Annotated in this window: 38 protein-coding genes and 1 pseudogene; 7 read left to right on the forward strand and 32 right to left on the reverse strand. The window is 65.6% G+C overall.

What is annotated here, in order from left to right:
* From GS4_RS24405 to GS4_RS24540, 31 genes and pseudogenes are all read right to left on the reverse strand, one after another.
* Window positions 1–366 (reverse strand): hypothetical protein (locus tag GS4_RS24405; protein WP_040511807.1); only part of this gene is annotated, 366 nt, incomplete at its 3' end.
* On the reverse strand, window positions 363–968 hold the full coding sequence (locus tag GS4_RS24410) for a RuvC family protein (RefSeq protein ID WP_007625725.1): 606 nt from the start codon (window positions 966–968) through the stop codon (window positions 363–365). The genes GS4_RS24410 and GS4_RS24405, both read right to left, overlap by 4 nt.
* A complete protein-coding gene (locus GS4_RS25025) occupies window positions 965–2,074 on the reverse strand; it encodes a hypothetical protein (RefSeq protein ID WP_007625732.1) in 1,110 nt (369 codons plus the stop codon). Before GS4_RS25025 ends, GS4_RS24410 begins: the two co-directional genes overlap by 4 nt.
* Window positions 2,071–2,376: a hypothetical protein gene (locus GS4_RS24420; protein WP_007625735.1), complete on the reverse strand. Its 306-nt coding sequence runs from the start codon at window positions 2,374–2,376 to the stop codon at window positions 2,071–2,073. The genes GS4_RS25025 and GS4_RS24420 overlap by 4 nt, the downstream gene beginning before the upstream one ends.
* A complete protein-coding gene (locus tag GS4_RS24425) occupies window positions 2,369–3,487 on the reverse strand; it encodes a hypothetical protein (protein ID WP_157226765.1) in 1,119 nt (372 codons plus the stop codon). Before GS4_RS24425 ends, GS4_RS24420 begins: the two co-directional genes overlap by 8 nt.
* A gap of 22 nt (window positions 3,488–3,509) precedes the next feature.
* Window positions 3,510–4,313 (reverse strand): HNH endonuclease, encoded by an 804-nt coding sequence (locus GS4_RS24430; RefSeq protein ID WP_007625739.1) that lies wholly within the window; start codon window positions 4,311–4,313, stop codon window positions 3,510–3,512.
* A gap of 150 nt (window positions 4,314–4,463) precedes the next feature.
* The gene (locus GS4_RS24435) at window positions 4,464–5,204 is read right to left on the reverse strand and encodes a DNA adenine methylase (RefSeq protein ID WP_007625741.1); all 741 of its coding nucleotides are present in this window, start codon (window positions 5,202–5,204) and stop codon (window positions 4,464–4,466) included.
* A gap of 10 nt (window positions 5,205–5,214) precedes the next feature.
* Window positions 5,215–5,289: pseudogene (locus GS4_RS26440) on the reverse strand (hypothetical protein); the annotation flags it as partial.
* The gene (locus GS4_RS24440; RefSeq protein ID WP_007625743.1) at window positions 5,286–6,857 is read right to left on the reverse strand and encodes a DNA cytosine methyltransferase; all 1,572 of its coding nucleotides are present in this window, start codon (window positions 6,855–6,857) and stop codon (window positions 5,286–5,288) included. The gene GS4_RS24440 and the pseudogene GS4_RS26440, both read right to left, overlap by 4 nt.
* Window positions 6,854–7,216: an ASCH domain-containing protein gene (locus tag GS4_RS24445; RefSeq protein ID WP_007625747.1), complete on the reverse strand. Its 363-nt coding sequence runs from the start codon at window positions 7,214–7,216 to the stop codon at window positions 6,854–6,856. The genes GS4_RS24440 and GS4_RS24445 overlap by 4 nt, the downstream gene beginning before the upstream one ends.
* A complete protein-coding gene (locus GS4_RS24450) occupies window positions 7,213–7,602 on the reverse strand; it encodes a hypothetical protein (protein ID WP_007625749.1) in 390 nt (129 codons plus the stop codon). The genes GS4_RS24445 and GS4_RS24450 overlap by 4 nt, the downstream gene beginning before the upstream one ends.
* Window positions 7,599–8,069: a hypothetical protein gene (locus GS4_RS24455; RefSeq protein ID WP_007625756.1), complete on the reverse strand. Its 471-nt coding sequence runs from the start codon at window positions 8,067–8,069 to the stop codon at window positions 7,599–7,601. The genes GS4_RS24450 and GS4_RS24455 overlap by 4 nt, the downstream gene beginning before the upstream one ends.
* Before the next feature lie 3 nt (window positions 8,070–8,072).
* Window positions 8,073–8,762 (reverse strand): hypothetical protein, encoded by a 690-nt coding sequence (locus tag GS4_RS25925; RefSeq protein ID WP_007625758.1) that lies wholly within the window; start codon window positions 8,760–8,762, stop codon window positions 8,073–8,075.
* 1 nt (window position 8,763) lies between these two features.
* A complete protein-coding gene (locus GS4_RS24465; protein ID WP_007625759.1) occupies window positions 8,764–9,588 on the reverse strand; it encodes a lambda exonuclease family protein in 825 nt (274 codons plus the stop codon).
* The gene (locus GS4_RS25785; protein WP_007625762.1) at window positions 9,581–9,748 is read right to left on the reverse strand and encodes a hypothetical protein; all 168 of its coding nucleotides are present in this window, start codon (window positions 9,746–9,748) and stop codon (window positions 9,581–9,583) included. Before GS4_RS25785 ends, GS4_RS24465 begins: the two co-directional genes overlap by 8 nt.
* 6 nt (window positions 9,749–9,754) lie before the next feature.
* Window positions 9,755–9,997 carry a hypothetical protein gene (locus GS4_RS24470; protein ID WP_007625765.1) on the reverse strand — a complete coding sequence of 81 codons (243 nt, stop codon included), beginning with the start codon at window positions 9,995–9,997 and terminating at the stop codon, window positions 9,755–9,757.
* On the reverse strand, window positions 9,994–10,179 hold the full coding sequence (locus tag GS4_RS24475; protein WP_007625770.1) for a hypothetical protein: 186 nt from the start codon (window positions 10,177–10,179) through the stop codon (window positions 9,994–9,996). The genes GS4_RS24470 and GS4_RS24475 overlap by 4 nt, the downstream gene beginning before the upstream one ends.
* Window positions 10,170–10,355: a hypothetical protein gene (locus GS4_RS24480; protein WP_007625772.1), complete on the reverse strand. Its 186-nt coding sequence runs from the start codon at window positions 10,353–10,355 to the stop codon at window positions 10,170–10,172. Before GS4_RS24480 ends, GS4_RS24475 begins: the two co-directional genes overlap by 10 nt.
* Window positions 10,352–10,681, reverse strand: a complete 330-nt coding sequence (locus tag GS4_RS24485; RefSeq protein ID WP_007625776.1) for a hypothetical protein — start codon at window positions 10,679–10,681, stop codon at window positions 10,352–10,354. The genes GS4_RS24480 and GS4_RS24485 overlap by 4 nt, the downstream gene beginning before the upstream one ends.
* Window positions 10,678–10,875 carry a hypothetical protein gene (locus GS4_RS24490; RefSeq protein ID WP_007625778.1) on the reverse strand — a complete coding sequence of 66 codons (198 nt, stop codon included), beginning with the start codon at window positions 10,873–10,875 and terminating at the stop codon, window positions 10,678–10,680. Before GS4_RS24490 ends, GS4_RS24485 begins: the two co-directional genes overlap by 4 nt.
* Complete coding sequence (locus GS4_RS24495) at window positions 10,872–11,177, reverse strand: hypothetical protein (RefSeq protein WP_007625779.1); 306 nt, start codon at window positions 11,175–11,177, stop codon at window positions 10,872–10,874. Before GS4_RS24495 ends, GS4_RS24490 begins: the two co-directional genes overlap by 4 nt.
* Window positions 11,174–11,479 (reverse strand): hypothetical protein, encoded by a 306-nt coding sequence (locus GS4_RS24500; RefSeq protein ID WP_007625783.1) that lies wholly within the window; start codon window positions 11,477–11,479, stop codon window positions 11,174–11,176. The genes GS4_RS24495 and GS4_RS24500 overlap by 4 nt, the downstream gene beginning before the upstream one ends.
* Window positions 11,476–11,706: a hypothetical protein gene (locus GS4_RS24505; protein WP_007625784.1), complete on the reverse strand. Its 231-nt coding sequence runs from the start codon at window positions 11,704–11,706 to the stop codon at window positions 11,476–11,478. Before GS4_RS24505 ends, GS4_RS24500 begins: the two co-directional genes overlap by 4 nt.
* On the reverse strand, window positions 11,703–11,972 hold the full coding sequence (locus GS4_RS24510) for a hypothetical protein (protein ID WP_007625785.1): 270 nt from the start codon (window positions 11,970–11,972) through the stop codon (window positions 11,703–11,705). Before GS4_RS24510 ends, GS4_RS24505 begins: the two co-directional genes overlap by 4 nt.
* Window positions 11,969–12,298, reverse strand: coding sequence for a hypothetical protein (locus tag GS4_RS24515; RefSeq protein ID WP_007625788.1), 330 nt, complete (start codon window positions 12,296–12,298; stop codon window positions 11,969–11,971). The genes GS4_RS24510 and GS4_RS24515 overlap by 4 nt, the downstream gene beginning before the upstream one ends.
* Window positions 12,295–12,888 (reverse strand): hypothetical protein, encoded by a 594-nt coding sequence (locus GS4_RS24520; RefSeq protein WP_007625794.1) that lies wholly within the window; start codon window positions 12,886–12,888, stop codon window positions 12,295–12,297. Before GS4_RS24520 ends, GS4_RS24515 begins: the two co-directional genes overlap by 4 nt.
* A complete protein-coding gene (locus GS4_RS24525; RefSeq protein WP_007625795.1) occupies window positions 12,885–13,079 on the reverse strand; it encodes a hypothetical protein in 195 nt (64 codons plus the stop codon). Before GS4_RS24525 ends, GS4_RS24520 begins: the two co-directional genes overlap by 4 nt.
* Complete coding sequence (locus GS4_RS25790; RefSeq protein ID WP_007625797.1) at window positions 13,072–13,245, reverse strand: hypothetical protein; 174 nt, start codon at window positions 13,243–13,245, stop codon at window positions 13,072–13,074. Before GS4_RS25790 ends, GS4_RS24525 begins: the two co-directional genes overlap by 8 nt.
* A gap of 72 nt (window positions 13,246–13,317) precedes the next feature.
* On the reverse strand, window positions 13,318–13,512 hold the full coding sequence (locus GS4_RS24530; RefSeq protein WP_007625799.1) for a hypothetical protein: 195 nt from the start codon (window positions 13,510–13,512) through the stop codon (window positions 13,318–13,320).
* Window positions 13,509–14,186, reverse strand: coding sequence for a phage antirepressor N-terminal domain-containing protein (locus GS4_RS24535; protein ID WP_007625801.1), 678 nt, complete (start codon window positions 14,184–14,186; stop codon window positions 13,509–13,511). Before GS4_RS24535 ends, GS4_RS24530 begins: the two co-directional genes overlap by 4 nt.
* Window positions 14,186–14,524 carry a helix-turn-helix domain-containing protein gene (locus GS4_RS24540; RefSeq protein ID WP_007625803.1) on the reverse strand — a complete coding sequence of 113 codons (339 nt, stop codon included), beginning with the start codon at window positions 14,522–14,524 and terminating at the stop codon, window positions 14,186–14,188. The genes GS4_RS24535 and GS4_RS24540 overlap by 1 nt, the downstream gene beginning before the upstream one ends.
* Before the next feature lie 120 nt (window positions 14,525–14,644).
* Between GS4_RS24540 and GS4_RS24545 the strand changes: the two genes are divergently transcribed.
* From GS4_RS24545 to GS4_RS24575, 7 genes are read left to right on the forward strand one after another with little or no spacing between them, the layout of a single operon-like run.
* Window positions 14,645–15,388 carry a helix-turn-helix domain-containing protein gene (locus tag GS4_RS24545; RefSeq protein WP_040511812.1) on the forward strand — a complete coding sequence of 248 codons (744 nt, stop codon included), beginning with the start codon at window positions 14,645–14,647 and terminating at the stop codon, window positions 15,386–15,388.
* A complete protein-coding gene (locus GS4_RS24550) occupies window positions 15,388–15,591 on the forward strand; it encodes a hypothetical protein (RefSeq protein WP_007625807.1) in 204 nt (67 codons plus the stop codon). Before GS4_RS24545 ends, GS4_RS24550 begins: the two co-directional genes overlap by 1 nt.
* Complete coding sequence (locus tag GS4_RS24555) at window positions 15,588–16,064, forward strand: hypothetical protein (protein WP_007625811.1); 477 nt, start codon at window positions 15,588–15,590, stop codon at window positions 16,062–16,064. Before GS4_RS24550 ends, GS4_RS24555 begins: the two co-directional genes overlap by 4 nt.
* A gap of 38 nt (window positions 16,065–16,102) precedes the next feature.
* A complete protein-coding gene (locus GS4_RS24560; protein ID WP_040511815.1) occupies window positions 16,103–16,486 on the forward strand; it encodes a helix-turn-helix transcriptional regulator in 384 nt (127 codons plus the stop codon).
* Entirely contained in the window at window positions 16,474–16,926 is a 453-nt protein-coding gene (locus GS4_RS24565; RefSeq protein WP_007625817.1) for a hypothetical protein, read from the forward strand. The genes GS4_RS24560 and GS4_RS24565 overlap by 13 nt, the downstream gene beginning before the upstream one ends.
* Window positions 16,927–16,986: 60 nt before the next feature.
* Window positions 16,987–17,409 carry an ImmA/IrrE family metallo-endopeptidase gene (locus tag GS4_RS24570; RefSeq protein WP_157226766.1) on the forward strand — a complete coding sequence of 141 codons (423 nt, stop codon included), beginning with the start codon at window positions 16,987–16,989 and terminating at the stop codon, window positions 17,407–17,409.
* Window positions 17,406–17,639: a DUF3263 domain-containing protein gene (locus GS4_RS24575; RefSeq protein WP_007625821.1), complete on the forward strand. Its 234-nt coding sequence runs from the start codon at window positions 17,406–17,408 to the stop codon at window positions 17,637–17,639. Before GS4_RS24570 ends, GS4_RS24575 begins: the two co-directional genes overlap by 4 nt.
* On the opposite strand, the gene GS4_RS24580 is transcribed toward GS4_RS24575, so the two are convergent.
* Window positions 17,626–19,023 carry a recombinase family protein gene (locus GS4_RS24580; RefSeq protein ID WP_007625823.1) on the reverse strand — a complete coding sequence of 466 codons (1,398 nt, stop codon included), beginning with the start codon at window positions 19,021–19,023 and terminating at the stop codon, window positions 17,626–17,628. The genes GS4_RS24575 and GS4_RS24580 overlap by 14 nt on opposite strands.
* Window positions 19,024–19,055: the final 32 nt, after the last annotated feature.

Here is a 19,055-nt window from a genome sequence, read left to right on the forward strand (position 1 = left end):
ATCGGCCAGTTGTCGCTGCGCCGCTTCTGGCTTCAGGTCTCTCAGATCGTCGTCGGTGCTGTAGACGATCTCCCATAGCCCGTACTCGCGGCCATCCGCACGGTTACCCACGAAAACTGTGTCCATCACGTGTGTGAACCACGGGCCATCGGTGACGCCTTCGAGCTTCTGGCGCGCCTCGTCTGCAACGGTGTCACCAGCATCCGAGGCGAGGTCCGGTAAAGCCCCGACATCCGCGAGTAACGCCTCGACGGCCTGCCGCACGTTCTCCCGCCCGGGGGCGGTCACGCCTTCGACCCCGTTCATTGCCAACACTCCGACAGCCCGGTCGATGAGCTTCTGGCGTGCCTCGTCTGCTGCGGTCATCGGTTGATCCCTTCAGGCCACTCGATCGCGTCGAGTCCGGTCGTATGTCGGTCCTTGGTCTCGAATGGCAGCGGCCACCCGAGGCGATGCGCGCCCATTGCCGCAAGGACGAGCGCGTCCGCGCAGTTGTCGTCCGGAATGCGTTCGTCGGGCCACTGCTCGCGCGCTGCGGCGAGAACTTCGCCCTTCCGGGCATTCCCCCTACCCGTCGCCCATTTCGCCCGCGTCTGTGGGGCGCAGACGGCAATACGGACGCCCCTGCTCTGCAGTGACGAGTACACGCCCATCCAGAGCGCGTGGCGGTCCATCTGGGCGCCGTGCTGCGACCCGTACGAGGGACCCTCGATCACGACCAGCTCGGCATCGTCGGGAATGCCGGTCCAGCCCTGCCGAGCGGTGCCGCGGAGAATTCGTCGCTGCTGCGCAACAATCCGGCGCGCGCGCTCCGTGTATCCCTCGCCCGCCGTCCCCTTCCGCCCGACGGCCGTCAGCGTCCGGACTTCGGTCTCCATGCGGGTTCCGTCGATCGTGCGGACCTTGCACGGGTGCAGGACCGCGATGCCGCACGCGGTCAGTGACGGGTCGATCCCGACGACGCTCATCGGTCGATCCCGTCGGGTTGGAGGCTGAAGGTCGTGTTGCCGTGTTCGTCGGTCTCGACGTCGCCGACGATGGTGCCAGTCAGGATCCGGCCGTCGCCGCGGTCCCAGCCGAAACGAATTCCGGTCCCGAGGTTGAAGTCTCGACCCACGAAGTACGGGGCGCCGGGCACCATCCCGACCCTGCCGACGAGACCCCTGAGCCGATCGCGGACAGCGCGAAGTTCGCGCGGTGCGAGGAACCACAGTCCGGCGTCGTCAAGGATGCGGCACAGCCATCGAGTCGGGATGAGGGATGTGGATGTCCGACGGCCACCCGGCGCGGTGATCGGCACCCATTTGCCACCGAGTCGCGGCGGCCAGTACGTGTAGATCTCGACCGCGGTGAGACGATCAACGCCGTCGTAGCGGTACACGAGGTTGGTGCCGTTGCCGTCGTCGAACAGTTCGACCTTCTCCATCGCGAGGGTTTCGCGGTTGCGGACCATCAACCAGCGGCGTGCGGGAGCGAACGCCCGGTAGCCAGGCGCAGCGAACGCATCGAACTCTTCGCGGTCGTCGATGATCTCGTAGTCGAAGTCAGTCGGTGGGTTGTCGAGTCGCCACCAGCGGGCATTCGCCGAATTGGTCGCGGGGCCGATCCACGCTGACCAGTCGAACGGCGGCAGTTCCCACCGACGCGCCCACGGGCTCGGCTGCTGCTGGAACAGTCCGACCGAATCGCGGAACGGGTTCACCATCCGATCGACCGCGCACGCGAAACACGTGCACCGATACGGCTCGAAAGTCGGAGGGACAGGACCGATGAACTCGGAGCCCGGACACAGGATGTCGGAGTCGTCTTCGTCGTAGCGGTAGCCGTCGAGGATCGCGGAGGTGGCGTACTCGGGTTCCTCACCACGATCACCGGCGGCATCGCGCCGGCGGCCGTACTCGAGCCGCATCTCCTCGAGACGGCGGGTCACGGCCAGCCCGTGCCATGGGCGGCCGCAGTGCCCACACGGGCGGTCGACGTTGTCAGCGCGGGCAGTCTGGCCGTCCTCGCCGGCAGCGAGTTGGTCGTCGATGAGGGCATCGATGTCGGCGACGATGTCGCGTCCGGTGCTCATAGTCGTTCGACCTCCTTCACGATGCCGTGGGGCTCGCGGAACGGTTTCCCGCACACCGGGCACACCGGACGGGGGCCGCGGGCCCGAGCGAAGGTGCGACGAATGTTCATCAGGACCTTGTCGGTGCAGAACCGGCACAGCAGGCTCACGTGGTTGCCGCACTCGGTGGCGCCCGGCGCTTTCGGTGGGTGCATCACGAGCCGGTACTCGGCAGGGGACATGCACGCCACCTGCGGGGACGCGGAGTCGCATCGCACCTGTGGAGTGAAGTCGAGGCGGGCGAGGTCGGTGGTGTCAGACAACGTGACGCTCCTCGGTGTCGACGGTGAGCGGGTCGTCGTCTTCGGCGGCGTCGTCGGGGTCGGGTGTCGTCGTGGCTGCGCGGGCGGCGGCGAGTGCTTCGCGGACCTGGGCGGCGCCGCGCGAGTTGCGTTCAGCGGCGGCGGGGTCGTGGTCGCAGACCCGAGTCCCGACGTAGCCGCGGTCGTCGCAGAGTTCGCACGCGTCGATCTCGGCGGTGCGTAGCTGGGCCCGCTCGCGAGCCTCGGCCGACTTCGCCTCGGCATCCCGGCGCGTCTGGCGCTCGACCCAGTTCGCGTGGAGCTTCCGGAAGTTGGCGCACGGACCGCACGGGGTCGTGTTCTCCGGATCGCTCAGGTGACGCTTGCAGCGGATGGGCGGCTCGGGGTCGTTGGTCGTGGATGATCTCTGGGAGGGTTCGATCGAGTCGGGGGCGCGGCCGTCGGTCCGGGAATCGTCGCCTCGCGCACGCGAACTCTCAACGTAACCATCTGCAGTAGGTGAGTTAACCCCAACCTCAACCACAACCGACCCTTCCGGTAACCCTTCCCGGAAGGGTTCGGCGAAGGGTTCCGTTTTCCCAGGTCGCGTGAAGGGTTCCGGTAGCCCTTCGGTGAAGGGTTCCGCAAAGGGTTTCGGGAAGGGTTCGGTAAACCCTTCCGTGCGCCGGTCGAGGTGGGTCCGAGCTGCGGCCCACAGGGTGTCGATCTCGGCTCCGAGCTTGTCGCTCTTCACCTCCGGGACCGTCAGCCGACCAAGCTCGTCGAGCATCACCGCGGCGAGCTTCGGAGACTCGACCTGTGCCAGGGCACGGAGGGCCGACTTGAGGACGTTCGGCTGGCGGTCGATGCCGTCCGAGCGCATGAACGATCGGACGAGAACCTCGCCGGTGTCGTCGTCGGTGAAGACGAAGCCACGCTCCTCCATGCGGATGAGTGCCTTCTCGACGTCGGTCTCGCTCGGCAGGGTGTGGCCGTCTCTGAGCGCCTTACGCCACCGCCGCATGTTGATCGGCTGGACCCCCGCGTAGTTCAGCGCTGGCTGCCCGAGGAGGGTCATATAGAGCCACTTGTCCCCGTGCGGCTGGTTGACGAAATCGTCGTCGGTGAACATGGCGAACCACGCCTTTGCGTACTCACGCGCCACGAGACACCTCCCGCCGTGTGCCCCGAAGGAAGCCCACGAGAATCCCTGCCTGATAGATCAGGCAGGCAGGATCTCCGCAGTGCTCCATGTAGTCGGCGTGCTCGCAGGACATCATCTCGTCGACGGTGGTGGCCTTGCCGTTGACCGATTCGTAGAGCGTGAGCGCCTCCCTCACTCGGACTGTGATGTCGGCAGCCCCCCATGTCGTGGGCATGCTCCCGACCGTGTCGTTGTCCGCAGGGGCCGGCGCGCTTTCGTCGCGCGCCACGTACGTCGCCGCTCGACCCTGCATTTCACGGATTCGCTTCCAGCAGCAGCCGCAGAAGTACGACCAGCGGTAGCCCATGTCGCCGCGCTTGTTCTGCGCAATGTGGACCAGTCGCACGATCGCCTCGGACGGCAACCCCGCGTTGAGGAAGTTGTCGATTGAGTTGGTCCAGTCGTCAGGTCGGCTGCCGCGGTACCAGGCGGCATCTATGGCCTCATAGATCCACTCTCGGCGAACCTCGCTGTTGCGCAGTTCCTCAGCCGCACGACACATCGCCGCAGACCATCGAACCGCATCATCGGCCACTTGGGCTACAAGGGGGGCATCGGGGGACGCTGCAGACTTTCCGCCGTTGCAGTCGTGGCACGCGGTCACCAGGTTCGCTGGGTCGTCGAGTCCTCCGAGCGCTACCGGCACAACGTGATCGACGACGAGCGACACATCGGGCGCGCTCGCTCCGCAGTACCTGCACGCATGGTTGTCGCGCCGCAGGATCTCGTAGCGAAGACGCTTACTAACGGGCACTGGACACCTCCTCGGTCGTCGTTGGGGTCGTGTGGATCAGCCGCAACCGTGGGCGTCCCGAGGCGATCCGGCAGTTCGCGCAGATCCGGACCGACCAGTGCTGGACGCGGGACCGGCAGTGGCGGCAACGGGGGAATGTGCCGGCGGGCATCAGACGGCGCTCCCGAAGTCGAGCGTCAGATCGCCAACGCGGTTGCACCAGACGACCTCGGTGCGCTCGCTGCGCCGACCGCCCTGACCCGTCGTCGTGGGGATATCGAACCGATCCCAGCCCGCGAGCATGTCGTCGTACAGCTCGGACGCATACCCCGACAGAATGATCGAGCTCTCGCAATCGATCAGTGCATCCAACAGCTCGAGGTGTTGGTCGACGCGTCCCATCTCGGTCTGGTACGCGCCACTGGCCCGCGTGGTGCTCAGATACGGAGGGTCGATGTACATGCACACCCGCGGTCCGCGGTCGTAACTGCGGATCACATCCAGCGCTGGGCGGCACTCGAGACTGACGTTGTGCAGCCGTTCGGCGGCGACCGCCATTCTCTCGACGTAACCATCGAGATATCCGGGCATCGCAGTTTTCGTTCCGGCAGGGTCGATGTAGTGGCGCCATCCCGTCTTTCGTAGGAGACCTGCGCGGCCCTGTGTGATCCGCACCCATACAAGTCGGGCTCGCTCCACCTCGTCGTGCTCGAGCTGCGCAACGGCGTGAGCGTGCTCGTGTTCGGTGCGCGAATGTGGTGTCAGGGCGCACGCTCGGATGAGTTCGTCGGGCCGATCGCGAAGAACACGCCAGAACGTCATGATGTCGCCGTCGAGATCGTTGACGGTCTCCAGGCGGCTGAGGGGCTTCGCAAAGCAGTACGGCGAGTGAACCCGCGAACGGTTCGACATAGTGCTCGTGCGGGGGCAGCATCCCCACGATGCGGTCAGCGAGGCGCGTCTTCCCGCCGAAGTACGCCATGGGCGGGGCGCTCATGCTCCCACCCCCAAGCTCTCGGCGACGGCACCGACGAGGTCTCGCGCGGCGGGTGGCACTACCGCGTTGCCGGCCATCTTGACCTGTTCGCGCCGGTTGCCGAGCATCACGTAATCGGCCGGGAATGCCATGCCTCGCTTGATCTCCGAGGGTTCGAGCATGCGGAACTCGCAGTCGTCGATGTCGGCGGCGGTGACGACGTGCGCCTCGGTTTCGCGGGTGGTGCGGGTGCGCATCGGGTCGGTCGATGGGTAAGCGGTGTCGTTCCAGGTGCCGCCGGTCGGGACGAGCAGCGATTGGTGGCCCTTGGTCGTGAGGGTGCGGATCACCTCGTCGGTCGGGGTGACCATCTCGGCGCCGCCGGTGTTGTGTCGCATGAGCAGACCGTGGTGTGTCCCGGACGCGGCGAACGTGTCGACGACGTCATCGGTCGTCTTCGGCGCATTCTGGCCGCGCAGCGTGACCAGGACACCGGTCTCCGAGCGGGTCGTCATCGTGCGCAGCGGATCACCGGAGGGGCGTGCCTCCTTGCCGTCTCTCCCCTCGACGGGGATCAGCAGCGCCTTCGACTCTGTGGTGTGCAGGGTGCGCAACGGATCGTCGGCGGGCCAGACGCGCATGTACCCGTCCGGGCGTCCGTGTGCGGGATGGCGAGGGTCGGCGCTGTCGTAGGTGTTGCCCGCTGCCTCGGCGATGTGGGGGCCGTATCGCTCCAGGCCGGCGCGGATGCGGGCCATCGTCTTCGGTGACAGCGGCTTGGCGCGGTCGCCGATCCGCTGGCCGCGCAGCTCCCAGTCGATGATCGATGAGGCGGGCAGCCAACCGGGTTCGACGATCGCGTTGCGGCACTCGGTGTGTGGGCAGCGGTAGAGGTACTGCTGGCGGTAGCGGCCACGCTTCGGCTTGGCGGGGTTCTTCCACGACTGCATCGCGACGATCCAGCCATGGGTCTCGCACCAGGCCTTCGGGCGTGTCCACCGGTCGAGGTCCGGTGCCCGGTCGCCGTCGCGCCAGAACACCACGTACAGGCGATCTCGTGACTGCGGCGCCGGATCACCACCGGCCTGGGCGTGCATCGCGTTGAGGTACACCTCGCGATGCCGGTAGCCGAGCTTGTGCATCTCGGCGAGCCAGCGGTCGAACGCAGCCACGTACTGCGGTCTGGTGGACACGTCGACGACGTTCTCGACGATGACCGCACGGTACCGGTGGTGCTCGGCGAAACGCGGGACGTCGAACATCAGCATCCGTGAGCGCTGTGCGGCCTCGTCGGCGAGTGGGTCCTCCCACAGGCCCGGATCGATCGCTGGTGCTGCCTTCCCCGACGCGACAGTCCATTTCGTGCACTCGGGGCTGGCCCACAGGATGTCGGTGCGGGGGAAGTAGCGGGGGTTGGCCTTGTGGATGTCGGCGATTGCGTGGTCGGTGTCGGGGTGATTGGTGTTGTGGGTGGCGATCGCAAGATCCCAGTGGTTCGCGGCGATCTTCACGCTGACACCAGGGTTCGCGACCGCGCCGGTCGATGACCCGCCGGCTCCACAGAACAGATCGGTAAGCGTCAGTGTCACGATCCACCACCCGCGAGTCGGTGCCGCAACTTCGTGATCTGGCCGCGTAGAGCGACGTTCGACCGCTCGCGACGCAGTGCGAGTTCCCTGGACGTTTCGGCGGACCGTTCGGCATGCTCGGCCTTCCGGTTGTTGAGCGTGAGAACGACATAGCCGGACTCGAGACCAGGCGCGTGCTTCAGGACGTGCTCGACGATGCTCGGCGACCAGGACGACCAGTTGATGCGCCGCTCACCTTCGTAGATCGCGAGCGTGTCGCCCTTCTGGTAGTCGCCGTCGAGGGTGAGGAGGACCATCCCGCCGGTTCGGGCGAAGATGTTGGTCTGCGCGCGAGTGAGGTTCACGGTCCAGATCGTCATGCCACACCGCCCCTCGCTGGCAGCGGCGGCCACTCACCAACCGGCCCATCGTCGTCAAGGTCGAGGCCCGCCAGCTCCGCGCGGAGCGAGGTCGCCAGCTCGACGGCCGACGCGCTGGTGGACACTAGGTCGAGCCCCAACGCCCCTGCGACGTAGGCGTATGCGACGATCCCGCTGATCGTGGCGGCGAAGATGACCGGCTCGTCGGGGTCGGCTGCGGCTGCCAGCTTCCGCCGCAGCATCGCCACGGTCGCCCGCGCGTCGTCGCGCTCCTCCGCGTTCGCGTCGGCCGCGCGCTGGACAATGCTGAGCCGCCGTTCGAGGTCTTCGACCTGGGTGACGGGGACGAATCGTCGCCCCTCGACCTCGACGGACAGGACGCTCATGACTCGTCGCCGTCCGGGTCGCCCTCGCCTTCGAGGTCCCCGGTGATCTGCCCCTCGCCATCGAAGAGTCCGCCCTTGGGGTCCTCGACATCGGCGTCGGGATCGGTCTCGACCTTCTCGTCGGGTCCGCGCTCGATCTGGTCACCGAACGGGCCGAGGTTGCGGTCGTAGATCACGTAGGGCTCGACGTCGACGACGAGAGTCGTCTCGTCGTTCACTCTGCCGAAGTGATGCTTTTTCCCGGTGGCGAGGACGACGTAGGCGCGGGTCTCGCCCTCCTTGGGAGGGTTCTTCAACGCCGCCGGACTCATCCCGCCGACGAACTTGATCCTGGCCTCGGTGATGACCTCGCCGTTGTATTCGATTCCGGAGCCGACGGGGATATCGGGGTTGGCTCTGTCGATGCCGTCGGGCGCCTGGTGCTGCTCGCGGGGAAGGTCGGTGGTCTCGTCGTATTGGGTGGTCATGGGTCAGTCCTCTCGGGTGTCTTCGTCGTGCTGCTGGATGATGGATTCGACGGTGTCGATCAGGATCGAGTCGTCGTCACCCTGTGCGGCAAGGGCTTCGAGCTGCTCGACGACGTGCGCGGTCTGCTCGGCCGTGGGCGTGCCGACGGTCGTGTCGGGGAAGAACGAGCCGAATACGATCCGGCGTCCTTCCTTGTCGGCGGCGGTCAGATTCGCGCGCTCGAACAGTGCGACGAGCTTCCGGTTCGGCGTCGGGCCCTTCGGCTGCTCAGTCGGCGGGGCGGTCTGGGCGGGCAGCGGCTCCACCACGTGCGGCTGGCGCTTCCCTCGGGTCACCGTGAGCGACACCGAGAACCGCTTCGGGATGTCGGACATGTGACTGACCCGGATTCCGCCGACGTCCTGGCCACCGAACTTCACGCTCGCGTCGCGGTAGAGCGTCATGCGCCGACCGACGTAGGCCGAGGCGTCGGCACCCCACGCGGCGACGAGGATGCGTCGGACGGTCTTGCTCGGCTTGAAGGGCCGGCTGGGACCGAACTCGGCGGTGACGATGTCGACCGGCTGCTCAGCGCTTCCACGGCGCACGTCGGTGATCGTGATCGTGCGGGGGCCAGTCAGCAGGTCTTCGGCGTTGAGCTGATCTGATCTCGGCTCGATCGTCGTCGACAGGTCGAATGCTCCATCGTTCATGTCAGATCCTGATCTCTCGGTCGACGGCGCGTTCGACGAGCGGCAGTCCAGCGACCGACTCGCTGTAGATGCGCACCATTTCGGTGGTGTTGTCCTCGAACTTGCGGACGGCCTGGACGATCGCGGCGAACCATTGCTCGTCGGGTCGGACCCGCTTCACCCACAGCGGCATCCCTTCGCAGTAGCTGACGTAGTCGAGCCACTTACGGCCCGAGACCAGCAGTCCCGCTTGGCATTGCGCCATGTTCTCGGCGGGCACCTGCTCGGACAGGATGGTGTCGAGGTGCTTCTTCTGTAAACGCGACTTGATCTCGATCAGCCCGTCGTCGCCGACCAGTCCGTCCGGTGAGTAGCCGAGCCGGAATCCGCTGCCCTCGCGGACCATGAATCCGACCTCGCGGACCGGGGCGAAGTGCTCGGCGTACTTCTTCCGCGCCCAGGGCTCGTCCTCGATGCCGCGCAGCATGTCGTTGCTGATGAACGTGGGGTCGGTCCAGCCGGTGATGCGCTCGGCGGCGAGAGACATGGTCAACGCGCGGGAGTCGTCGTTGCTCGCGGCCTCGACGATGGTCGGCGAGGCGGTGGACTTGGCGACCGCGGCACGCTCGGTGTGGAGGGTCTTGATCGGTGCGTCGTTGCGTTTTCCCCGGCACGGATCGTGCGGTGAGGCTGCGCATTCGGGGCACGTGTAGTCGATCGCGGTGAGTCGCCGGGTGGTGATGAGCTTCCCGACGACCGACGCGGTCACGATGCCGCGACGAACGGCTTCCCACTCCTCGGTGCCCTGCAGCATGTTCGCGTGTACGCGGAGGCTGGTGTCACTCATCGCCGACCCCTGACCCCTGCCGTGCGAGCCACGCCTCGACGTCCGGCCGGAACGGTCTCGTGCTGATCCGCCCGAGGTCGTCGACTGGTCGCAGGTCGTCGAGTGTCACCTCGCGGTGGTGACGCGGGTACCCGTCCTCGAACTCGAACCGAGACTCCATGCGCGCTCACCGCTTCGACCGAATCCGGTTGATGCGGCGCGACGCTCGGGCGACGCGGTTCTTCGCGCGCCGCCGTTCGGTTCTCGCGATCCTCGGGTCGGGGACGAACTCGGCTTCGCCGTCGGCGCGGAGGATGAACTGGTCATCGCCGTAGCCGCCGTAGATGTGCGGCTTGTTCTGCAGACCGGCCAGGATCGCGACCTCGTAGTCGGTCGGCTCGCGGAAGGTGTCGGTGTCGTTGGCGCTCACTGGTTCCTGCTCTCGTAGATGTCGATGACGTTGGCCCAGGGGACCCTCGTCGTTCCGTGCTCGTCCTCGATGACGACGACGGTCGGGTGCCCTTCCAGGACCTCGCCGGTTGCCGTCGAGACCTTCGGGTAGCCGTTGCCGTTCAGGTCCTCGTAGCGGACGGTCGCGTAGCTCACTGCCACACCACCTCCTCGCACGACTTGCAGATCCCGGTCGTGACCCGGACGAGTAGGCCCATCAGTTGTCGGTGGCAGACGACGCACTCGGTGTTGTCGAGGTAGACCAGCTCGCCGCGGCGGTCACGCGCCTCGCTGAACCGGGTGACCGCGGTGACGGGCTGTCTGACGGTGTCGCTCATCGCGTCGCCTTTCGTCGAGCTGCAGCCCGAATCTGATCTCGCTTCGGGCATTCGGGCATGTGGAGCTGGTAGAGCGGGATGCCGGCGGCCTTCATCCCGACGGCCTTGGGTGCCGAAATGTGCTGCACCGTAGGTGACTTGCCTGGGCGTGGGTAGACGGCGAACTTGCCGTTGGGGACGGGATCGACATCGACGGGGATGTGGTGATTGCTGGCGCGCAGTCGGCCGCCCGCGACCGGTTCGGCGTAGAAGACACGCGCCCCACACGGGTGTCTGCGGATGTCGGCGCCCGATGGACGGAAGATCATGGTGTCGAACTCGGTCATCGGGTGACCTCCGGAAGCATTCGGTGGTCAGCACGCAGTCGGGCGAGTTCACGATGCCCATCACGGGTGTTGCGGATCGTCCAACGCGCGCCACAGTCGATGCACCAGTAGGGCCGAACCGTTCCGTGCTGGGCGAGCTTCCACCCGGTGCTGATGGCCGTCAGGACGAGGGCGAGGACAACGAGGGCAGTCATGCGACCACCGGCCCGTCCTGGCCGAGGTAGCGATCGAGGTCCAGTTTCCCGGCGGCCATCAACGACCGGACTCGACTGACCGCGATCCGACCAGTTCGCGCGTTGAGCGTCTCGAATGGAACGTCGGCTGCCCAGAATCCGAGGCACATCACTATCTGCGCCATGCGTGCGGACTGAGTCTGGAAGCGGTGCGCGATCTGCAGCAGCATCACGTCGGGGGACTCGACATCTACCAGCTCGTCCACCAAGTCCATTGCGGCTTCAGCGATCTGATGCTCAGAGGTGTAGTACTCGGCGCTCATAACCCCTCCTCATCGAGAAGGCGCTCGAACCGCTTGACGATGTCCGCGCCGAGGGGCTGCACGTTCCACGCCGAGCAGTACCGGTGAGCGACCGTGACGACCGGGTCGATGTGGTAGGTCTCGCGCAGGTTCGATCGGATCTGCGCGGCCGCCGACTCCGCCTCTGCCTTCGTGTCGAACACGACAGGCTTGGGCGGCGCGCTGAACAACGCCGACAGATAGCCCATCGTCGGCGGTGACTGGCAGATGATCTCTCCGTTGATGAAGAGGGCGAACTGGGTGGTGAAGTCGGTGGTACTCATCGGTGCCAGTCACCCCGATCGATCCGTTCGAGCACGTCGGCGATCGCGGTCCGGAGGTCGGGTGCGATCTGGTTGATGGCCCCCCGATCGCTGATGAGGCTCACGTGGAACTCGCGCGTCTGGGTCTGCGGCGACACGAGACGGGTGATGACGTATCCGCGAATCGAAGCGTCGATGTCGCAGCAGCGGTCCAGGTCGTCGTATGCGGTTGCGAGGCTGGCGTTCACGACGGCACCCCCGTGTACGCGTCGACCGTCAGCAGCAGTGCGGGCCACACGTCGCGCAGCCAGCGAGCTTCGACGGCGGTGAGCGCACCGACGACCTGCGTGGTCCAGCAGGTCCCGGCGTAGATGGCGACGTCGCCGTCCTCGTCGACCTCGACCCGCAGGCTGCGCGGGTTGTCGGGCATGTACCAGCGGAACGGCATGTCCAACTCGTCGTCCCAGCAGTCGGGCGGCGTGAGCGCCTTGATCGCGTCGGCGGCGGCGGTCATCGGTCCCAGTCCTCACGGTTGAGCCGCTCGAGCACGCGGTCGAGCGCCTCGGCCATGCTGTTCGCGCTCTCGCGGATGACATTCCCGGCGTACTCGTCGTCGAGGAACTCGCCGACGCTGACCTGGTAGTGCATGGTTCCGCTGGAATCGCGCCAGTGGGAGACGAAGGCCTGGCCGTTGTGGTTGACGGTCGCTTCGGTGAGCACACGCCACGCGCGTCCGATCGCCTCGTCGGCATCGCGCACCTGTCCGGCGGTCTCACGTTCGGCGGCGGCTCTCACCTTGTCGGCGATGCCGTGGCGGGCGAACATGTCGGCGGCACTCATCGGGTGACCTCGTCGAGCTCGATGATCAGTTGGTCGACGATCTCCTGCTGCTCGACCGACAGGCTGTTCGGAGCCGCGAACGCTGACCGAGCCGACGCAAGCAGTCGCCGCCGCCGCCTGATCTTCTGCCCTTCCGCGTCCACGACGACCGTCATCGCACGCTCGCGGACCTGCGAAGGTTCCGGTTTCGGACGCGGATTTGAGGGCAACGCCAGCCACTCGTCGTGCGCGTCGAGCACGGCGTCGAACCACTCGGCGTTGTCGTCACCGAGCACGTTGTCGCCGTCCTCGTCAACGAGCGCGCCGTACCCGTTCTCGACCTGCTCACGGACAAACTCGCGGCGGTTGTCGAGCAACTTGCGGTACGGGTTGCACGGCTCGGAGTCTGGGGTGCGGTACCCCTCGTCGTATCCCTCGTCCCACGCCTGCTCCATCGAGGCGAGGTGGTGGCGGGCGACCGACGGGGTGTCGCCACCTGTGGCCGACTCTCTGAGCGCGATCCTTTCCGTCAGCGGCGCGAGGTTGCCCTCGCGGATCGCGGCGGCGATGTCGCCCAGACGGTCCGAGATCTGCGGGAGGTAGTCGCTCATCGGGTGACCGCCTCGGATGTCGCGGCCTCGCCGCCGAGGACCGGCACGTAGGCGATCGACGTCCGGTCCGCATCGGCGTCGTACTCGGCCGAGACGGGCCGGTAGAACGCGCCGAACATGTCCGGGCCGACGATCGCGTCCCGGTCGAAGTCGCGCCGGTCGCCGCGGTAGTTGAGTCGACGCTCAGGCATTGCGACCGCCCTTCGGCTCGACGATCGTGCCGCGGTCGACTTGCATCGGCTCCCATTTGCGCCGGGACGTGACGACCAGGTCGACGAGAATGACGGCCCCGACGAAGATCCCGATCGCCGCGGTGATGGCGAATCCGAGATTGTCGAGAACTAGGTGGATGAACATGTGGCTGGTCCCTTCGATGGGTGAATCGGATAGAGACCCCGACGCCTGCTTCCCCGGCAGACGTCGGGGAGATCAGGCGCTCGCCTTCTTGCGGCGGCGTTCGGCGGACCGGAAGACTGCCGACACTCGGACACGAAGGTCGGCCGACGGTTCGGGCCAACGCTCTTCCTCGGCCCGCAACGCGGCCTCGATCTCGGCCGGCGCGTTGCCCGGCGCGAGAGGCCAGAGATCCGGATCGTGCTGGCGGGTGGGCTCGGTGTCGGTCATGAGGACTCGACCTCCCGGTAGATCTCTGCGTCCATCGCGATCTCCATCTGGACCGCCGCCGCGTCGCCGAGGACCTTCCGGGTCTCGACGACCTTGCGAGTGATCTCCGCGAGCACATGCGGATGGACGTTCCACGCAGATCCGGTGAACCAAAACCAGTTTCGGTAAGCCTTGCGGGGCGCATTGGTCTGCTTGAGGACGCCGCCGTCGCGCAGCGCGCGCGTGATATCGCAGACGTCGAGGTCGATCCCGTAGCGCTGCCGCATCAAGGCGGACAGCTCATCCCACGTGACTGTGTTCGGGATTGTCTGGTGATGACGTACGCCAGTGAAGTGCGCCTCGATGACGTCGGCGACCTCGCGCTGGTAGTCGATCAACTTCGGTCGGACATGCTCGGCGACACGGGAGGCGGGGATGGTCGCAAGCGACATGAGGAATGACCGCAGATCCGCGGTGATCATGTTCCGCACCTTGCCGTCTCCGGCAACGACTCGCGTAACGCTAGTGGTTGCCCAAGGCTGCCTTTGAAGGTTCGCAATCTGCTGATCGGCACCCACCCCGATCGCTTCGTATGCGGGCCGCAAGATGACGTGCACCTTGTCGTCGATCTCGGCGACATACAGGGTGTCGCCGTGGAATTCGATGGAGACTAGGCCGCTGGAGTAGTTGGCCATCACGCCACCTCCTCAACCGATCGAGCGGTAGTGATGGCAGCCAGGGGCACGCCGAGCGTGTCGGCTACGCGACGCGCCATCTCGGGGGTGCAGCGCTTGCGTCCAGCTTCGATGTTGGCCAGGTGTCCATGGGTGGTGTTGATCGCGACGGCGAACTTGCCGAGCTTGTACCCGTACGCCTCCCGCAGGGCGCGAATCGTTGCGCCCACCCGCTGCTGTTCCGACACCTGCGCCTCTTCGGGTGGTGCTTCCGAAACCTTCTGTGCCATGTGCCCATAGTAGGAAACAAACGGAAACAACGTCAAGCGGGAAACGGAAAGTTCTTCCGAATACTTCATGTCCGCAGGTCAGGAGCCAGATGGGGCGTCAAGTTACATCTGTGTGTTTCCGACAATTCGTGCCGTTTCCTGCCCGGTGGGCAGTGGATGTTTCCTAACGATTCCGGCACGATCGATCATGTGACGGACGACCTGAAGCGACTCGGCAACCACGTCCAAACGAGGCGGATCGAGATGGGATGGAGCACACGCGAGAAGTTCGCTGAGCAGCTCAGCGTCAGCTATCGCGTGGTTACAGATCTCGAGAACGGGAAGCGGAAACTTGGCAAGGCCACCTATCGCGAAGTCGAGTCTGTTCTCGATTGGGAAACGGGAAGCGTTGATGTCGTCCTGTCCGGCGGAAGGCCTGATCCTCGACCAACCCGCGAGGACATCGAGCGCAGAGAGCGAATCTCCGCCCTGCGATACGAGGACGGCCCCGTTCGTCGCAGTGTGCAGACCCCACTAGACGAGCGTTTCGAAGACCTCGAGCAGGCCACTCGTCGATCGCTGGAGTACCTCGCGTCTCGCCAATACGCTCCAGCGCGCAATGAGATGGATCTGGCTACCTCGTTAACGAGGGTGCTGAGCGGCGAAATCACCCACCTCGCAGAAGGAGATCAAGATGACCTGGACACGACCGCGCCCCAGGGAGCACCGCGCGAAGCGAGTCAAGACCAGAAGACCCGTGACGGGGTGTCTACCGAACAACGAGACACTGACAATGTGCGCCCCTTGAAACGCGGCAATCAAGGCCGAGACTTTGAGACTGACCCGATCATCGACGAGCCGGCAGCCGCATACGACCCCCCGGGCCCAACCGACTACGACGAGTTCAACGGTGACGAGCCGCCCGACCCAGACGGCCCGGAGGGGGGAGCCTGATGGGTCGAGTCGCCAATCGCATCCTCGGGCCCAGCCTTGTGTTCGGCCTGGCGCTCGGAGTCGCCTTCGGCATCGCCACGGGCAACCTCGTGATCGGCATCGCGGTCGGTCTGCTGCTGGGGCTGGCGTACAGCCAATGGCTGGAACGCGGATCGAAGCGACGCGCCGCACCCGACCCCGAGGGTCCGGAGGGCGGAGCGTGACAGCGAGGTTCCCGCACGGCAATCGAGTGCATCGGGGCAACGTGCATTGGTGCGCAGAGCGCCAGTGCAACATTGACCTCGAGGAGCTGAAGTCCCTCGATCGATTCGCATGGAACGGACTAGTTGGCTTGATAGAGGAGGCTGAAGGGCTCGGCGTCGACATCGATGACACCCTCGTTCGCAGCCCTCTCATCAGGTCGCCCGGCGGGATGGTTGACCCTCCGTGGCTTGGCGAGTTCAAGACCGTGGGCAAAGCCATCAGAGGCGGAGGCGCTAGGCACTGGCGCTTGTACTTTGGCGAGCCGACCAACCATCAGGACCACGTCGTCGGCGTTCGGGTGTGGCACAAGATGTCGACCTGGTCGCAGCGGGTCACCGACGAGCGGGAGGCCGACGCGATTAGGAAGGCCATGAAGACCCTGAAGTGGCACTTTGCCAACGAAGGTTACGAGTGGGCGAAGTTTCCAACCTAGCCAGACTCCCCTCAGGTTGTTGCGCTACAGTGCAACGCATGAGCGAAGACCGGACCGAGCTGGATCTCGCAACACCCGCCAACGATCGAAACGCAAGGGAACTGCACCGCGCGCGTCGCCTCTTGTTCAAGCAGCTGATTCAGGTCCGCAAGGACCGTCGGTACTCGCAGCAAGAGGTCGCCGACGCAATCGACATCAACCGATCTGGTGTTTGCCGTTTCGAATCCGAACGTGAGAACGCAAATCCCACTCTCGACATCATTCTGCGATACGCGCACGCGGTAGGCGCGCACATCTCATTTGACGTGCAGAAGATGGAAGAGGTTGACCGCGGGTTCTCACGAGTGCAGGCCTGGTCGGGACACACTCCTTGGTCAGCCCCGAGAATCCCCACGAGCAAGACGCCGCAGTGGCAGCGCTAATCGACGAGATCTCAGACGGCCGCATCGTCTGGACTTCCCGCCGCATTGAATTGCCGGACGAACGTCCCACCAGCACTCCATCCTTCGGAGTTAACATCGCTATCCGCCAATTCGAGAACTCGGAGGCCGAGTCCGTCGAGATAACCATCCCAATTGAAGCCGCCACCCAAACAGACTCCGCACTCGAAGTCAGCCTGTCGGGCCTGGTGCAGTTCAGGGTCGAACGACGAACCCTGATTCCGGAGACTGAGCTGATCGACATGCTTCTAGATTGGGCGATCGACTACAGCGTAGGCGTACTCAACGCCGGTCTGTCGGACCTGACTGCGTCCGTTCAGCACCCTCGTGGTGACACTTACACCATTCAGATCCCTGTAGGTATTGCCCAAGAGATCAAGCAGGCAGCAGTCGATAAACCCGCAGTCTTCTTTGAAGAGTGACAGACGTGTAATTCGCTAGCACCGCAATGGTTGTCGGTGTCGTGTCCTAGTTTCCAGGGCATGCGTTACCACCCGTGGCGTCACGCCAGAGACCTCGACATCGCCATCGAGTTCGTACCTAACCTGCGCGCACGGGCCACCTACTCCGCTGGCCTCATTCAAATCCGCGCTGGCCTGTCCCAGCGGGAACGCCGGGCTGCGGTCGCGCACGAGATCGTGCACTACGAACGCGGCGACGACGGTGTCGCCTGCTCACGCTGGCACCTGCAGAAACTCGAACGGCAAGTCCACCTCGAAGCAGCCCGCCGACTCATCACCATCGAAGACCTTGCCGACGCTGTCATCGGGGAACCCGACTACCCGTGCATGGCGCAGAAGCTGTGGGTGGACGATTACACGTTCCGGCTTCGACTGGCGTACGTGAGCGATGAGGAGCGTGAGCAGATTCAGCATCTGTGCCCTTCGGAGTGGAGAATCGCATGACTGACGAGGACCGCCGCCTTCTCGACTTCGCCGGGAAGCACTGGCGGTTCGCCGGCAACCACGCCGCGGCGATCGATGCCGAGTTCGGGATCTCGATCACGCGGTTCTGGCAGCGCGTGAACCGGCTCCTCGACGATCCCGACGCGCTCGCCCACAACCCGGTCGTCGTGAATCGACTCCGGCGGATCAGATCGGGCGGCTCGTCGCGTCGACGACCTACAGCCAGATGAGTTCCACGCCGTCGGAGACCAGCCGCCGTGACGCGCGATTGCCGCGACCAACCGGCTTCACCCGGATGTCGACCAGGGCCTGAACGACCTCGCGCCGCTCCCGGATGGGTAGGTCCAACCACTTCTCGCGCGCACTGGAGCCCGACAGGTCATAGATCAGGGGAGACCTTGAATACGAACGGATCTGCGCTTCGGCCGCCGCGATCTGCGGACGTAGCCGCGCCTCGATCTTCGCCAACGCGGCCGGAGTCAGCTCCCCGTCCGCGGCCGACATGGTGAATGCGTCGAGTCGCTGCTGCAGTGCGCGCGCCTGCTCGATCGCCGCGTCGAGTGCACCGTCAGCGGTGTCCAGGTCGCCCAGTAGGTCCTGACTTTCGAGCCGACGCAACACGTTCTCGACGACGAATTGATCGAGCTGCTGGACCGACCGCGATACGCAGTACCGCTCCTTGCAGTAGTACGCGTCGGTGCCTCGGTTCTTCAGGCGCGCCATTCGCTCCCCGCACACCGAGCATGTCGCGATTCCGGTCAGTAGCCACCGCGGTTCCGAGCCTCGGTGAGTCAGTCGCGTCGGGTTCGCGAGCAATGCCTTCATCCGCTCGTGTTCGTCTTCGGTGATCAGCGGCTCCCACGTCGCCCGCCCGACAACCTCCCCCTTGTGAGTGCGGAATCCGGCGTAGGTCGGGGACTCGATGATCTTGCGCATGGTCACCGGGATCCACTGCGCTGGCGTGCCATCGCGCCGCGGCCTCGGACCCGGTATGCCGTTGGCGTTGAACTCCTTACACAGGGAGTACATCGACTCACCGGCGAGAACGCGCTTCACAATCTCCCGGACGATCGGAGCCGTCTCGGGATTCGGCACGCGGTCGATCGACTCGCCGGTGACGGGGTCGCGCACGATCATGTAGCCGTAGGGGAGCTTCCCGTGCGGCTTTCCCGCGGCAGCGTTCGCGCGGACCGCGCGAAGCACGCGTTCGCGGGTCTGCTCGACTTCCTTCTCCGACAACAGCGCATCGAGACCAGTCGTGAACCGGTCATCGCCGCGGCCGAGGTCGTAGATCCGGCCGGAGTAGCACCACTGCACCCCGCGTTCGGCGCACAGGTCGCGGAGCTGGATGTACGCCTTGAGGTCGCGCTGGGCTCGGGATGCCTCCCAGGTGATGAGGACGTCGCCTTTGGTGAGCGTCTCGCTGAGTCGTCGGTATGCCGGACGATCCCTGCGGCTGTATCGGGACGCGCCGCGGTCGTTGTCGACGAGTACCTCGCCGACAGTCCAGCCCTGCGACGCAGCGAACGCGCGGCACTCAATCTCCTGCTCTTCCACGGACTTTCCGCGCTGCTGCGGGTCCGAGGAGACGCGGCAGTAGATGATCGCTGGCATGCGGAAAGCTTACAACCCCTATCTGACATTCG

The organism is Gordonia soli NBRC 108243, assembly GCF_000334455.1.
GTDB classification, from domain to species: domain Bacteria; phylum Actinomycetota; class Actinomycetes; order Mycobacteriales; family Mycobacteriaceae; genus Gordonia; species Gordonia soli.